The sequence below is a fragment of the Cellulomonas sp. ATA003 genome, from assembly GCF_031582905.1.
GTDB lineage: Bacteria > Actinomycetota > Actinomycetes > Actinomycetales > Cellulomonadaceae > Pengzhenrongella.
Map to the genome: position 1 here is coordinate 1,853,132 of NZ_CP133990.1, position 14,410 is coordinate 1,867,541.

11 protein-coding genes and 2 pseudogenes are annotated in these 14,410 nt (G+C 72.8%); 8 read left to right on the top strand and 5 right to left on the bottom strand.

Annotated elements, in window-relative coordinates:
- Nucleotides 1-42: 42 nt before the first annotated feature.
- Entirely contained in the window at nt 43-1,653 is a 1,611-nt protein-coding gene (locus tag REH70_RS09025) for a gluconokinase (protein WP_310753835.1), read from the top strand.
- On the opposite strand, the gene REH70_RS09030 is transcribed toward REH70_RS09025, so the two are convergent.
- Complete coding sequence (locus REH70_RS09030; RefSeq protein WP_310753837.1) at nt 1,560-2,168, bottom strand: gluconokinase; 609 nt, start codon at nt 2,166-2,168, stop codon at nt 1,560-1,562. The two genes, REH70_RS09025 and REH70_RS09030, sit on opposite strands and share 94 nt — an antisense overlap.
- Nucleotides 2,169-2,588: 420 nt before the next feature.
- Between REH70_RS09030 and gndA the strand changes: the two are divergent.
- The 5 genes and pseudogenes from gndA to REH70_RS09055 all read left to right on the top strand — a co-directional run bounded on the left by gndA (nt 2,589) and on the right by REH70_RS09055 (nt 6,933).
- A pseudogene (gene gndA / locus REH70_RS09035) lies at nt 2,589-3,982 on the top strand (NADP-dependent phosphogluconate dehydrogenase).
- Entirely contained in the window at nt 3,979-4,872 is an 894-nt protein-coding gene (gene larE / locus REH70_RS09040) for an ATP-dependent sacrificial sulfur transferase LarE (protein ID WP_310753839.1), read from the top strand. The pseudogene gndA and the gene larE overlap by 4 nt, the downstream one beginning before the upstream one ends.
- 66 nt (nt 4,873-4,938) lie before the next feature.
- Nucleotides 4,939-5,766, top strand: coding sequence for a nickel pincer cofactor biosynthesis protein LarB (gene larB / locus REH70_RS09045; RefSeq protein WP_310753840.1), 828 nt, complete (start codon nt 4,939-4,941; stop codon nt 5,764-5,766).
- A 4-nt stretch (nt 5,767-5,770) separates the two neighbouring features.
- Nucleotides 5,771-6,619 carry a LacI family DNA-binding transcriptional regulator gene (locus REH70_RS09050; protein WP_310753841.1) on the top strand — a complete coding sequence of 283 codons (849 nt, stop codon included), beginning with the start codon at nt 5,771-5,773 and terminating at the stop codon, nt 6,617-6,619.
- Between the two features lie 2 nt (nt 6,620-6,621).
- The gene (locus tag REH70_RS09055) at nt 6,622-6,933 is read left to right on the top strand and encodes a substrate-binding domain-containing protein (protein WP_396134701.1); all 312 of its coding nucleotides are present in this window, start codon (nt 6,622-6,624) and stop codon (nt 6,931-6,933) included.
- Nucleotides 6,934-7,751: 818 nt separating this feature from the next.
- Here the strand turns inward: REH70_RS09055 and REH70_RS09060 are convergent.
- Nucleotides 7,752-8,024 (bottom strand): annotated as a pseudogene (locus REH70_RS09060) (lactate racemase domain-containing protein); the annotation flags it as partial.
- On the bottom strand, nt 8,021-8,323 hold the full coding sequence (locus REH70_RS09065) for a hypothetical protein (protein WP_310753842.1): 303 nt from the start codon (nt 8,321-8,323) through the stop codon (nt 8,021-8,023). The pseudogene REH70_RS09060 and the gene REH70_RS09065, both read right to left, overlap by 4 nt.
- Before the next feature lie 99 nt (nt 8,324-8,422).
- Between REH70_RS09065 and uxaC the strand changes: the two genes are divergently transcribed.
- Both uxaC and REH70_RS09075 read left to right on the top strand, forming a co-directional pair.
- Nucleotides 8,423-9,832 (top strand): glucuronate isomerase, encoded by a 1,410-nt coding sequence (uxaC, locus tag REH70_RS09070; RefSeq protein WP_310753843.1) that lies wholly within the window; start codon nt 8,423-8,425, stop codon nt 9,830-9,832.
- Entirely contained in the window at nt 9,829-11,229 is a 1,401-nt protein-coding gene (locus REH70_RS09075; RefSeq protein WP_310753844.1) for a mannitol dehydrogenase family protein, read from the top strand. The genes uxaC and REH70_RS09075 overlap by 4 nt, the downstream gene beginning before the upstream one ends.
- 109 nt (nt 11,230-11,338) lie before the next feature.
- Here REH70_RS09075 and REH70_RS09080 read toward each other — a convergent pair whose 3' ends face one another.
- Together REH70_RS09080 and REH70_RS09085 are read right to left on the bottom strand one after the other, a co-directional pair.
- On the bottom strand, nt 11,339-13,453 hold the full coding sequence (locus tag REH70_RS09080) for a glycoside hydrolase family 3 N-terminal domain-containing protein (RefSeq protein ID WP_310753845.1): 2,115 nt from the start codon (nt 13,451-13,453) through the stop codon (nt 11,339-11,341).
- Between the two features lie 77 nt (nt 13,454-13,530).
- Nucleotides 13,531-14,388: a sugar phosphate isomerase/epimerase gene (locus REH70_RS09085; RefSeq protein WP_310753847.1), complete on the bottom strand. Its 858-nt coding sequence runs from the start codon at nt 14,386-14,388 to the stop codon at nt 13,531-13,533.
- Between the last annotated feature and the right edge of the window lie 22 nt (nt 14,389-14,410).

A 14,410-nucleotide genomic window follows, 5' to 3' on the forward strand; every position in this document is an offset into this window, starting at 1 on the left:
CCCGGCCGGGCGCCCGCTGTTCCTCTGACGAGATCGACACCCATGAACCAGACCGACGAGGCGAGACGCATGCACACCCAGCACGAACTGCACACCGAGCAGACCGCGCGGACCGAGCCCGTCGTCATCGGGGTGGACCTCGGCACGACGAGCACCAAGGCCGTGGCGTTCCGCACGGACGGGACGCTCGAGGCGTCCTCCTCGGTGGGCTACCCGCTCGACGAGCCGCATCCGGGGCACGCCGTGCAGGACCCGCTCGTCATCCTCGACGCCGTCCTGGCGGCGGTGCGCGAGGTGGTCGACGAGGTCGGTGCGGACCGGGTCGCCGGGCTGGCGTTCAGCTCGGCGATGCACAGCCTCATCGGCCTGTCGCCGACCGGTGAGCCGCTCACCGAGGTCGTCACCTGGGCCGACACCCGGTCCCGTGCCCAGGCGGAGCGCATCCGTGCCTCGGCCGGCGGGCTCGCGCTGCACCGCCGCACCGGGACGCCCGTGCACCCGATGTCGCCGCTGCCCAAGCTCGTGTGGTTCCACGAGCAGGAGCCGAAGCTCTGCGAGCGGGTCGGGTTCTGGGTCGGCATCAAGGAGTTCGTGCTGCTCCGCATGTGCGGGGCCCTGGTGGTCGACCACTCGATCGCGTCCGCGACCGGCCTGATGAACATGGAGACCCTCACCTGGGACGGCGAGGCCCTCACGGTCGCCGGCATCCTGCCCGAGCAGCTGCCCGAGCTCGTCGCGACCACCACGGTCCTCCCCGGTCTCACGGACGAGGCTGCGGCGGCCACCGGGCTCCCGCAGGCGATGCCGGTGGTCGTCGGGGCGGCGGACGGCCCGCTCGCCAACCTCGGCGTCGGCGCGGTCCGCCCGGGCGTTGCGGCGTGCTCGATCGGCACGAGCGGCGCGATGCGCGTCGTCGTGGACCGTCCCGCGGTCGACCCGCTGGGCGGCGTGTTCTGCTACGCGCTCACCGCGACCCGCTGGGTCGTGGGTGGGGCGATCAACAACGGTGGTCTGGTGCTGGGGTGGGCCGGGGACGCTCTCGCGCCCGACCTCGACGAGCCGCCCGAGGAGGAGCTGCTCGCGCTGGCGGCGCGTGCCCTGCCGGGCTCCGGCGGGCTGCTCATGCTCCCGTACCTGCTCAGCGAACGGGCGCCGCACTGGAGCTCGCTCCCGCGCGGCGCGTACGTGGGCCTCACCCGGGCGCACCGACGCGAGCACCTCGTGCGCGCCGCCCTGGAAGGCGTGTGCCTGCAGCTCGCGCTCGTGCTGCGCTCCATGCGGGCGGCCGGTCTCGACGTCACCCAGATCCGCGCCACCGGCGGCGTCATGCGCAGCCCGCTGTGGCGCCAGATGCTCGCCGACACGTTCGGCATGGACATCGACTTCGCGCTCGGGCAGGAGGGCTCCGGCTTCGGCGCCGCCCTGCTCGGGATGGAGGCGCTCGGACTCATCGAGTCGATCGACGTCGTCGCCGACATGGTGGAGATCGAGCAGACGGTGCGACCGGACCCCGCCGCAGCGGCGGTGTACGCGTCGCTGCTGCCCGTCTTCACCGAGCTCTACGACGCGCTGGTACCGGCCTTCATGTCGCTGCGCCGCCTCACGCCGTCGCTACCGGTGGACCTCGACGAGTCGGAACCGCCCGGCGCGTGACGGGTGCGGAGCCAGTCGACCGCGACCGCGGTGATGCGGTCCGGCGAGGCGGCGATGTCGACCACGACGCCGGCTTCGTCCGCGGTCAACCGCTCGAGCGTGGCCAGCTGGGTGTCGAGCAGCGACGGCGGCATGAAGTGGTCGAGCCGCGCGGCCATCCGCACCGCGAGCTCGTCCCGCGTCCCGTCGAGGTGCACGAAGACGACGTCGGGCACGTGCGCCCGGAGGGTCGACCGATAGGTGAGCCGCAGCGCGGAGCACGCCACGACGGCTCCCGCGGGGGCCGCGGCGAGCTCCTGCCCGACCCTCGCCAACCACGGTCGGCGGTCCCCGTCGGTCAGCGGCGTGCCGGCCGCCATCTTCGCGACGTTGACCGCCGGGTGGAGGCTGTCGGCGTCGGCGAACGGCACCCGCAGAGCGCGGGCGAGCATCGACCCGACAGTCGACTTGCCGCACCCGGACACCCCCATCACCACGACACGGGGGTCGTTGTCGATGTGCTCACGGGCGGGCACCGTCCTTCGTCGAAGTTGTGGGTCGTGTCGTCTGCTCGTGACCGGTCCCGCCGCAGCCGGGGGCGTGGCGAGCAGGGACGACCCTGACCCCACCAGGGCGGCCACTGTGTGGCAAACGGTTGCCACAGGTTGCCCGGACGACCACGCGTATGCCCGGCCGCTGAGACGACACACGGCAAGTGGTGGCAACCGTTTGTCGCCACCGCGGCGCTGACTACGCTCGGAACCAGACCGCGTCGGCGACCCCGGTGGCCGACGACCCATCCGCAGCGCGCCCGACCTGGCCGCCGCACCCACCCGACCCTCGTAGGAGGCCCGACCATGAGCTCCACCACGACGCAGGACCAGTCCGCCATCGGCGACCCGCAGGCGCCGCGCCCCGTGGGCACGGCACAGATCGGTGTGACGGGTCTGGCCGTCATGGGTCGGAATCTGGCTCGGAACTTCGCTCGGCACGGGTACACGGTGGCGGTGCACAACCGGTCGAACGCGAAGACGGCGTCGTTGGTGGCGGACCACGGGGGCGAGGGTGCGTTCGTGGCGTCGGAGTCGATGGCGGACTTCGTGGCGTCGTTGGAGCGGCCGCGCAAGGTGGTGATCATGGTCAAGGCCGGCGCGCCGACGGACGCGGTGATCGCCGAGCTGATCCCGTTGCTGGAGGCCGGTGACATCGTCATCGACGCCGGTAACGCGCACTTCCCGGACACGATCCGCCGTGAGCACGAGCTCAAGGCCCATGGCCTGCACTTCGTCGGGTCCGGGGTGTCGGGGGTGAGGAGGGGGCGTTGAACGGGCCGTCGATCATGCCCGGTGGGTCGCGGGAGTCCTATGCGGTGCTGGGGCCGATCCTGGAGGACATCTCGGCGAAGGTCGACGGGATCCCGTGCTGCACCTACATCGGTCCCGATGGTGCGGGGCACTTCGTGAAGATGGTGCACAACGGGATCGAGTACGCGGACATGCAGTTGATCGCGGAGGCGTACGACCTGCTCAAGCAGGGCCTGGGGGCCAGCGCCAAGGAGATCGGGGAGATCTTCGCGGACTGGAACTCCGGGGACCTGGAGTCGTTCCTGATCGAGATCACGGCCACGGTGCTGGCGCACGTGGACGCCGAGACGGGCCAGGCGTTCGTGGACGTGGTGGCGGACCGGGCGGAGCAGAAGGGCACCGGGCGGTGGACGGTGCAGAACGCCCTGGACCTGGGGGTGCCGATCACCGGGATCGCGGAGGCGACGTTCGCCCGGGCGCTGTCGGGGTCGGCGCCGCAGCGGTCCGCCGCGGTGGGGGTGCTGCCGGCGCACACCAGTGAGTGGGTGGTCGGGGACCGGGAGGCGTTCATCGAGGACGTCCGGTTGGCGTTGTACGCCTCGAAGGTGGTCGCGTACTCGCAAGGGTTCGACCAGATCGCGGCGGCGTCGGTCGAGTTCGGGTGGGACATCGACCGGGGGGCGATGGCGCGGATCTGGCGGGGTGGGTGCATCATCCGGGCCCGGTTCCTCAACCGGATCACCGAGGCGTACGAGCGTCACCCCGACCTGCCGCTGCTGCTCGCGGACGAGTACTTCACCGGTGCGGTGGGCAACGGTGTCGCGGCGTGGCGGCGGATCGTGGCGTCCGCGGCGCAGAACGGGGTGCCGGTGCCGGCGTTCTCCTCCTCGTTGGCGTACTACGACGGGGTGCGTGCCGAGCGGCTCCCGGCCAACCTGATCCAAGCCCAGCGCGACTTCTTCGGCGCCCACACCTACGCCCGCACCGACCGCCCCGGCACCTTCCACACCGAGTGGACCGGCGACCGCACCGAGACCGCCCAGTGACGCTCACCGCCGGAGAGCCGACCCGCTCGACCCGTCTCGCGATCGAGCTCGCCTCCCTCGAGCTCGCCCCGGCGGACCGGGAGGCGGTCGACGGTCTTGCGGCGGCCCTCGGGCGTGCGGTCCCCGACGGCCGACTCGGGGTCGCGTTCTCCGGCGGTGTCGACTCCGCGACGCTGCTCGCGCTGGCCGTGCGGGCACTGGGCCGCGACCGGGTGCTCGCCGTGCTCGGCGTCTCCCCGAGCCTCGCGGCGGACGAACGGACCGCCGCGCACGACGTCGCCGCGGGCATCGGCGTCCCGCTCGTCGAGGTCCTGACCCACGAGGGCGACAACCCCGAGTACCGCCGCAACGGTCCCGACCGGTGCTTCTTCTGCAAGCAGGAGCTGTTCCTGCGGATCGACGCCGAGCTCGTCGCCGCACACGGGCTGACCGCCGTCGCGTACGGCGAGAACGCCGACGACGCCCGGCGTCCGGACCGCCCGGGCTCGCGCGCCGCGACCGACCATGCCGTGCTGCGCCCGCTCGCCGACGCCGGCCTGGACAAGGCCGCGGTGCGCCGCATCGCGCGCGCACTCGACCTGCCGGTCGCCGACAAGCCGGCCGCACCGTGCCTCGCGTCGCGCATCCCGCACTTCCACGAGGTGACGCCCGAGAAGCTCGCGCAGGTCGACGCCGCCGAGGCCGCCCTGCGCCGTCTCGGCCTCGGTGACCTGCGCGTCCGCCACCACGACGACGTCGCCCGCCTCGAGGTGCCACCGGATCAGCTGGTCGACCTGGTCACCCCGCCCTGCGCGACGACGTCCTGGGCGCCGTGCGGTCGGCAGGGTTCCGCTTCGTGGCGCTCGACCTCGCCGGCGTCCAGTCCGGCGCCTTCACCCTGCCGCTGGTGACCCGCCCGGACTCCGCACCCCGAGCGGAGGCGACGCCAGGGGATCGCGGGGAGCGGGCACCGCACGGTGAACGACGCCTGGACCGCACCGAAGGCCCTCACCGACTTCGCCGAGCTCGACCACGACCGCGACGCCCGGCGCGGGTACCCCGAGGCCGTGCTGTGCGAGGCCAAGACCGTCGGCCAGGCCGTGGGCATCGCCGCCGACATCCGCGCGCGGGACGCGCGCACGCTGTTCACCCGGGTCCGGCCCGACCAGGTCGAACCCCTGCTCACCGCACTGCCGGGGGCGCGCTGGGACGCCGACGCCCGGATCGTCGCCTGGCCGGGTGAGCCGCCCGAACCGGCCGGTGGGCTCGTCGTCGTCGTCGCGGCGGGCACGTCGGATCTCGCGGTCGCGCGCGAGGCGCAGCTCACCACCGCACATCTGGGGCGCGCGACGGAGCTGGTGGTCGACGTCGGAGTGGCCGGGTTGCACCGGATCCTGGGGCACCTGGACCTCCTGCGGTCCGCGCGGGCCATCGTCGTCGTGGCGGGGATGGACGGCGCGCTGCCCGGGGTCGTCGCGGGCCTGGTGGCCGCTCCCGTGGTGGCCGTCCCCACGTCGGTCGGCTACGGCGCCGCGTTCGCCGGGCTCGCCCCCTGCTCACCATGCTCAACGCGTGCGCTCCCGGCGTCGCCGTCGTCAACATCGACAACGGGTACGGCGCCGGCCACCTCGCCGCGCAGATCGCCGCGCCCCCGGCCTGACATCCCGTCGGCCGCCTGCCGGTGGGACGGCGGCGGGCAGCCGCGGGCACACGCCGGTCGTCGTCCGTCGCCGCAGCCGGACCGCTCGGCAGCACCGGGCGGGCGACAAGCGCTTGCCACCGCGGTCAGGCGCTGCCTAGCGTGACGGCGTGTCCGACGACGAGGTGGGCGACGACCCGGTGCGCGACGACGCCGTGCGCAAGGACGCCACGCGCGTGGACTCCGTGCGCGATGAGGCGGTGCGCGAGGAGGCGGGGCGCGACGACGGCGTGCCGGACGACGCCGCGACCGTGCCGACCGCCCATGGTGCCCCGGCGAAGGCTCGCAAGAACGTGACGATCTACGACGTCGCCCGGCTCGCCGGGGTGGCGCCGTCGACGGTCTCGCGTGCCTTCGCCCGGCCCGGGCGGGTCAACGCCGAGACGGCGGACCGGATCCGCACCGCCGCCGCCGAGCTCGGCTATCGCGTGAACCCGCTCGCCCGGGCGCTGTCCACGTCCAAGACGCACATGCTGGCGCTGATGATCTCGGACGTGACGAACCCCTTCTACGCCGATCTCATCCGGGGTGCTCAGATCGCGGCGTCCGAGGTGGACTACACGGTCGTGCTGGCCGACGCCCGCGAGTCGCACGTCCTCGAGCGTGAAGGGCTCGAACGGGTCCTCCCGGTCGTCGAGGGCATCGTCATCGGCAGCTCGCGCATGTCCGACTCGACGCTGCAGATGGTGGCGAAGCAGAAGCCGACGATCGTGCTCAACCGGCACCTGGTCGGCATCCCGAGCGTCGTCACCGACAACCCCCGCGGCATGCGGCGCGCCGTGGAGCACCTGGGCCAGCTCGGCCACGAGTCGGTCACCTACGTCGCCGGCCCGGAGGCCTCCTGGGCGGACGGCATGCGCTGGCGCGCGATGCGCGAGGCGGGACTCGAGCTCCATCTGCACACCCGGCGGGCCGGACCGGTCGCGCCGACGGTGGAGGGGGCAGGACCGCCGCGCTGAGCATGCTCGACCACCTGCCCACGGCCGTGGTCGCCTACAACGACCTCGTCGCGATCGGCCTCATGCAGGCGTTCGCCGGTGCCGGCGTCCGGGTGCCGCAGGACGTCAGCGTCATCGGGTTCGACAACATCATGGCGGCGGAGCTGGTCTCGCCGGGCCTGACGACCGTCGCCTCGCCGGGACGGACCATGGGCACCACGGCGGTCAAGAACGTCCTCGCGATGATCCGCGGTGCGCTGCCGCGCAGCGACGAGGCCTTCGTCCTCCCGACCCGGCTCGTCGTGCGCGGGTCGACCGGGCGACCGCGGCGGTAGCCGCCGCGACCGACCGGCGCCGGTCGGTGCCCGTCGGTGCGCGTCAGCGCCCGCAGCGCCCGTCGGCTCCCGTCAGCGCAGGCGGAACAGCACCTCACCGGCGTTCGGCACCACGAACGTCTCCGGGTCCGCCTCGTAGGCGGCCAGGTCGAAGTCCTCCGGCGCGATGTACCCGAGGTTGGCGCCCAGCACCTTCTCGCGTGGGATGCCGGTGACCAGGGTGACGTCGACTCGGCAGCGCTCGCCGTCGACGTCGTCGTAGGTGCCGCTGCCCCGCAGGTGGGTGCTGTGCGCCAGGACCCCCAGTGGACATCCTTGAAACGGTCCCACTGCTTCACGAAGTAGTCGCGGCAGTGGTAGCCGATCTGGTAGATCTCCTGATGGGTCACGGAGATCTCGGTGATGTGCGGGGCGTAGAGGATGACCTCGCCGCCGTCGGCGACGACGGGCTCGAGCTTGTAGAAGCCCTTGGCGCCGGTCCAGATGTCCTCGTACTTGCTCGGGATGATCGAGACCACGCGCTTGACCGGCGCGTCGAGGTACTGGACGTGGGTCTCGGCGGAGACGCCGGAGGCGGCGGCCCAGGCGTCCTCGGGGGCACCGAACGCAGCGGCGTGCAGGTCGGTCGTCCCGGACTGCGCGACGACGCAGAGCGCGAGCCGGCGGCTCGGGAGCAGGGACGCTGCCTCGTCGATGAGGGCCCGGACCGGGGTGATGCCCCGGGTGCCGATGATCTCGCCGCTGGTGATGAGTGCGCCGACCCAGTGCGTGAGGTCGATGATCTCCTGGCCGGCGACGCCGGGGAAGAAGTACTTGTTGCCGCCGGAGAAACCCACGACCTCGTGCGGGAAAACCGGCCCGACGACGAGCGCGACGTCGTGCTCGACGACGTGGCGGTTGAGCCGGACGTCCGCGTCGACCGCGAGGCGCCCCTCGGACAGCTCGCGCACGCGCTCGGCGCTGATCCGGCCGACCGACGTGAACGTGTCCGGGTCCCACCACTCGTGGTTCAGGACGGTCATCCCGGGGTAGGTGCCCTCGACGCCGTCGTCGCCCAGGCCGAGGTGCTTGGCGATCTGGGCGTCGGTCATCGCCTGGTGGGTGCCCAGCGCGATGACCGCGGTGAGCTTGGTGACCCGGCCGACCAGGGCGCCGTGGATCGCGGAGAGGAGCAGGGGAGCGGGCTCGAGCGGGTGCCGTCCGGGATGACGAGGCAGACGCTCCGGCCGTCCAGATCGGCGTCGGCGAGCGACTCGGTGACGAAGGTCGTCACCTCGTCGGGCGTCAGGACGGAGCCGGGTCCGCCGATCATCCGGGCGCGGGCGGCATCAGCGGACGGCACCGCGGACGGCACGGCAGACGGCACGGCGGAGTCCAGGCTGGAGGTCATGGTGTCACCCTGCCCCTCGGGCCCGGGGACGGGCAACCAGGCGAGGCAACACCGCGCAACCGATTGCCGTCGCCCACCGGCCCCCGGACGATGGGGCCCATGCCTTCGCTGACCCTGCACCCGGATCGGCTGCTGCCGGCCGACCCCACGACGCGTCGGATCGCGCGCAAGCTGTACGCCGCGGTCCGCGACCTGCCGATCATCTCGCCGCACGGCCACGTGCCGCCGCAGTGGCTGGCGGACGACGTGCCGTTCACGGATCCCACCTCGCTGCTGCTCACGCCCGACCACTACATGACCCGGATGCTGCACGCCCAGGGGGTGTCCCTGGCGGACCTCGGGGTGGGTGGCCACGAGCTCACCGACGTGGGCCGGCGGGAGGCGTTCCGTCTGCTGTGCACGCACTGGAAGGCCTACCGGGGCACCCCGGTGAAGTTCTGGCTCGAGTCCGAGCTCGTGGACGTCTTCGGGATCGACGTCGTCCCGTCCGCCGCCACGGCAGACCACATCTACGACGCGATCCAGGCCGCGCTGTCCACCCCGGACTTCCGGCCGCGTGCGCTGTACGAGCGGTTCGGCATCGAGGTGCTGGCGACCACCGACGACCCCTGTGACGACCTCGCGCACCACCGCTCGCTCGCCCAGGACCCGTCGTGGCACGGGCGCGTCGTGCCCACGTTCCGGCCGGACAAGTACCTGGAGCCGGCCACCCCGGCGTGGAACGGGCTCGTCGACAGGCTCGGTGACGTGGCCGGGGTCGACACCGGCACGCTGGCCGGCTGGGTCCGGGCGATGGCCGAGCGCCGGTCGTACTTCGGGGCGAACGGCGCCGTGTCCACGGACCACTCCCACCGTGACGCGCGGGTCGAGCCGCTCGAGCCGCACGAGGCCGAGCGCCTCTACGCCGCGGCGCGGCAGGCGACCGTGACGCCGGACGAGGGCGACGCGCTGCGCCGCCACCTCATGTTCGAGCAGGCGCGGATGGCCGCCGAGGACGGCCTCGTCATGACGCTGCACCCCGCCGTGCGCCGCAACCACCACGGCCCGACGGCCGAGGCCTACGGAGCGGACGTCGGCGCGGACATCCCCATGGCGGTCGAGTTCACCAACGCGCTGCAGCCGATGCTGGAGGCGTTCGGCACCGCCCCGAACTTCCAGCTCGTCCTGTTCACCATCGACGAGACGGTGTACTCGCGCGAGCTCGCCCCGCTGGCCGGGTTCTACCCGTCGGTCTACGTCGGCGCGCCGTGGTGGTTCATCGACGCGCCGGACGCGATCGCCCGCTACCGCCGCGCCGTCACCGAGACCGCCGGCTTCTCGCGGACGTCGGGCTTCATCGACGACACCCGCGCGTTCCTGTCGATCCCGGCCCGCCACGACACCAACCGCCGGATGGACTCCGGCTTCCTCGCCGAGCTGGTCGCCGACCACCGGCTGACGATGGACGAGGCGCTCGAGACCGCCGTCGACCTCGTCGTCACCTGCCCCCGAGAGGCGTTCAAGCTGTGACCACCACGAGCCCGACCCCCGCCACGGGGACCCGCCTGTCCCGCGCGGTGGTCCCCGACCGTCCTGCCGCCCCCGTGCGCATCGTCCACGTGGGCGTGGGGAACTTCTTCCGCGCGCACCAGGCCTGGTACACCGACCGCGCCCCCGACGCGTCCGCGTGGGGCATCGCGGCCTTCACCGGCAGGTCCCCGGCGGTCGCCGACGCGCTCGAGCCGCAGGACGGCCTGTACACGCTGGTCACCCGGGCCGCCGACGGCGACACGTTCGACGTCATCGGCAGCGTCTCGGCCGTCCACCGCTCCGACGACCACGCCGCGTGGCTGGGCTACTGGTCCTCGCCCGACGTCGTGATCGTGACGCTCACCGTCACCGAGGCGGGCTACCTGCGCGGCCCGGACGGCCACCTCGACACCGGCCGCGACGACGTCCGCGCGGACATCGCCGCGCTGGGTGCCGACCCGTCGGCGCCGGTCCGGACGACCCCGGGCCGGCTCGTCGCCGGACTGCTGGCCCGCCGGAGCGCGGGTGCCGGCGCCCTCACGATCGTCCCGTGCGACAACCTGCCGGAGAACGGCCCCGCGCTGGCGACCGTGGTCGCCGATCTCGTCAGCGCCGTCGACCCGTCGCTCGCGGCGTGGGTGGCCGAGCACGTGGAGTTCGCCACGACGATGGTCGACCGGATCACGCCCGCGACGACCGACGAGCACCGCGCGGTCGTCCTCGAGGCGACGGGCCTCGCCGACGCCGCCCCGGTGCCCACCGAGCCGTTCAGCGAGTGGGTCATCCAGGGCACCTTTGCCGCCGGTCGGCCCGCGTGGGACGCCGCCGGTGCGCACGTCGTCGACGACGTCGAGCCCTTCGAGCAGCGCAAGCTCCGGCTGCTCAACGGCGCCCACACGCTCCTGGCCTACGCCGGCACGATCCGCGGCCACGAGACGGTCGCCGAGGCGATCGGCGACGACGTCCTGCGTGGTTGGGTCGAGGAGTGGTGGTCCGAGGCCTCCACCTACCTCACCCTTCCCGACGACGACGTCGCGGCGTACCGCGCGGCGCTGCTGGACCGGTTCGGCAACCCGGCGATCCGGCACGCGCTCGCGCAGATCGCGGCGGACGGCTCGCAGAAGCTCCCCGTCCGCATCCTGCCGACGCTGCGCGCGGAGCTCGCCGCCGGCCGCGTGCCGCCGGGGGCCACCCGGGCGCTGGGCGCCTGGGTCGTGCACCTGCGGGGGACCGGCGCGCCGGTCAAGGACGCGCGCGCCGAGGACGTGCACGCGCTGGCCGGCGGCTCGCTGGCGGAGTCCGTGGAGCGCGTGCTCGGCTTCCTGGCGCCGGACCTCGTCGCGAACCAGGCGCTGCGTGAGGCGGTGCTCGCCCGGGCCGAGGAGCTCGGCGGGTAGGCGACGCCTCAACGGGGGCACGCGGCATGGTCCGTGCCCCCGCGTGGCGGGCGCACCGCGACCCCGGCGGCAGTGCCGCCGGGGTCGTCAGGGTCGGTCGCCGCCCGCGTCAGAAGCCGCTGCGGCCGTACCCGAAGACGTAGTCGGCGCCCGTGGCGTCGGTGTACGCGTAACCGTACGACTCGTCTGCTCCGGGGATGTCGGAGTGCTTGCCGTCGACCGCGGCCTCGTCGGCCGGCAGTGTGAAGGGCAGCCGCCCGCTCGGCGTGGCGGCGCCGCGGACCAGGTCGACGAGCGCATCGGTCAGCACGCTGAACGTGGCCACGACGGCCGCCGCACCGGGCGCGACCCGGTCGAGGAGCCAGGGGTTGGCGAAGTCGACCGCGAGGACGGTGGGCAGCTGGTTCTCGAGCTCGAGCACGCGGTCCACGTCCACGCCGGTCTCGCCGTCCACGGCCAGCGACAGCTCGGTGTCGGGACGGTCGTTGAGCAGCGAGATCATCGGCCGCAGCCACAGCAGCGCGTGCGTGGCGTCGTCCGGGGACGAGACGACGGCGATCCCGGAGCCGTCGCCGAGCGCTTCGACGACCTCACGGGTGACCTGCTCGGAGGTCTGTGCCGAGTCCTCCCCGGCGAAGACCTCGACGTAGAGGCGCACGGCGGCTGCGGCCTGTCCCACCTGCTCAGCCTGCCCCACCTGCGCGGCCTGCCCCACCTGGTCGGCCTGCCCGGCGGGCACAGTGCTCTCCGCGGCCAGCGGCAGGACGCCGCGGTCGTTGCGCAGCAGGACGAGCGAGCGACGGTGCGCGGAGTCGGCGAGCCGCTGAATCTCGCGGTCCTCGGCGATCGCCTGCGCGGCATCCGGGTCGACGTACGGGTTCTCGAACAGGCCCAGGGAGAACATCTCCGCGAGCAGGTACGCGGCGTTGCGGTCGAGCTGCTCGTGCGAGACCAGGCCCTGTGCGACGGCGTCCAGCAGCGGCTGGGGGTTGCCGTCGCCCGCGAACGCGTTCACGCCGGCGTCGATCGCCTTGCCGAAGCGTTCCGGCCGGGAGAGCGACTCCACGCCCCACGGCATGCCGGTCGAGATGCCGGTGTCGGAGTTCACGTAGCCGGTGAAGCCCATCTCACCGCGCAGGACGTCGGTGATGAGGTGCTTGTCGTAGGCGAAGCCGACCTCCTCGAACGCGCGGCCCCCGCGCAGCTGCTGCGCCGACATCGCGTTCGTCGTCATCGCGTAGTACGGCATGACGGACGTCGTCCCGGCGTCGATGGCGGCCTGGAAGACCGGCAGGTGATAGCGGTGCAGGCTGCCCTCGGTCGGGTACGGCTGGAAGCGGCCGTGCTCGAAGTGCGGGTCGTGCCCGCGGTCGCGCGGGCCGCCGCCGGGGAAGTGCTTGGTGGTCAGCGACACGGAGTGCCTTCCGAGGGTCTCGCCCTGGAAGCCGCGGGTCACCGCCGCGATCATCGCCGCCGCGAGCTCCGGGTTCTCCCCGAACGTGCCGTTGGCGCGCGACCAGCGCGGCTCGGTGACGATGTCCGCCATGTACATGTAGCCCTTGGTGATACCGGCCGCGCGCCACTGCCGGGCAGCGAGGCGGCCGAACTCCTCGACGAGGTCAGCGTCCTGCGTGGCGGCCAGGCCGAGCTCGCCGGGCCACTGCGACATCTGGTCGGCCGCCTCGGCGATGCCGAACAGCTTGTAGCTCGAGACGTGGTTCCGCGGGTTGCTCACGAGCACCGCGGGGATCCCGAGCGGCGTCGACTCCGCCAGCTCCTGCAGCGCGTTCGTCCAGGTCGCGAGGTCGAACGACGTCGGGTTGTCCCGGACGATGAGGTACCGCAGGCCCAGCTCGGCGATTGCCCGGTGGGAGCCGGTGTAGTCGAGGACCGGCGGGTCGAAGTGCCGCGTGGAGGACGTCTCGGCGGCCCAGAAGTTGGTGTCCGACCACTTCTCGTGGGTGTTGAGGATGCCCTGCTCGGCGTCGCCGATGATCTTCGAGGTGCCCATGTAGTGCGACGTGATGAGCAGGAGCCCGACCTTCTCCTCGACGCTCATCCGCGGCAGCAGGTCCGCGACCCGCTCGGCGACCGGCAGGCGCCAGTCCTCGTACGGGTCGAGCCGGCCGTTGCCGTTGAGGTCCTTGAACTCGAGGCCGTCGATCCGCAGGATCGGGCTGGTGCGGGCGCCGAGGGCCGGCTGGGTCGGGTGGGGCACGGTCACGTCGTCGACCTCCATGGGTGCTGGACGGCAGGGGTACTGGGCGGCAGGGGTGCTGCACGGTTGATCGAGAGGACTGCTCAGAACAGGTGCGAGTACCCGAGCGAGACGAGGTGGTCCCGGGACATCGCGAGCGACTCGAACGGGTCGCGGCCGTAGGTGTCGTCCTGCTCGACGAACAGGTACTCCGCCCCGCTGGTGAGCGCCTGCTCGACGATCGCGGGCCAGTCGAGGGTGCCCTGGCCGACCTCGGCGAACTGCACGACGTCCTTGAAGGCGCCCATGACCCCGGCGAAGTCACCGGCGGCGATCATCTCCATGACCGCCGGCGGCATCGTCCCGATCCGGTAGTCCTTGAGGTGCACGAGCTTCACGCGGCCGGCGTGCTGGGCGAGCGTCGCGACAGGGTCCTGCCCGCCACGGTGGGCCCAGTGCACGTCGATCTCCATGCCCAGGTCGGGCGCGGTGTCGGCGATGACGTCGAGCATGAACCGGCCGTCGAACTTCGCGAACTCGACGTGGTGGTTGTGGTAGTAGAGGTCGATGCCCTCGGCGGCCAGGGCCTTGGCGGCCTCGTCCGCACGACCGGCGAAGTCGACCACGAGGTCGAGCGAGCCCATCGCCTCGAACGGCAGCATGCCGATCCGGACCATCGTGGTGTCGAGCGCCTTGCAGTCGGCGACGATCTTGTCGAACGTCGTCGTCAGCGACTCGGTGCCGCCCATCTGCGGCGTCAGGCTCGCCGAGAGAGCGGCCATCCGCAGGCCGAGCTCGTCCTGCGCGCGGCGCATGTCGGCGACGTTCTCGGGCGTCATCGGGACCTGGGAGATCTCGATGGCGTGGTAACCGAGGTCGCTGACCTTCTTCAGCGTCTCGAAGGTGCCGAGCTCGGTGAATTTGCTCTTGATGGTGCTGGCCTGGACGCCGATCTGTGCCATGGGGGTTCTTCTCCTCGAGATG

Coding starts and splice junctions, on each gene's coding strand:
- REH70_RS09055 (WP_396134701.1), top strand. CDS start 6,622: ATGCTCGACCACCTGCCCACGGCCGTGGTCGCCTACAACGACCTCGTC.
- REH70_RS09025 (WP_310753835.1), top strand. CDS start 43: ATGAACCAGACCGACGAGGCGAGACGCATGCACACCCAGCACGAACTG.
- REH70_RS09085 (WP_310753847.1), bottom strand. CDS start 14,388: ATGGCACAGATCGGCGTCCAGGCCAGCACCATCAAGAGCAAATTCACC.
- uxaC (WP_310753843.1), top strand. CDS start 8,423: ATGCCTTCGCTGACCCTGCACCCGGATCGGCTGCTGCCGGCCGACCCC.
- REH70_RS09065 (WP_310753842.1), bottom strand. CDS start 8,323: ATGACCTCCAGCCTGGACTCCGCCGTGCCGTCTGCCGTGCCGTCCGCG.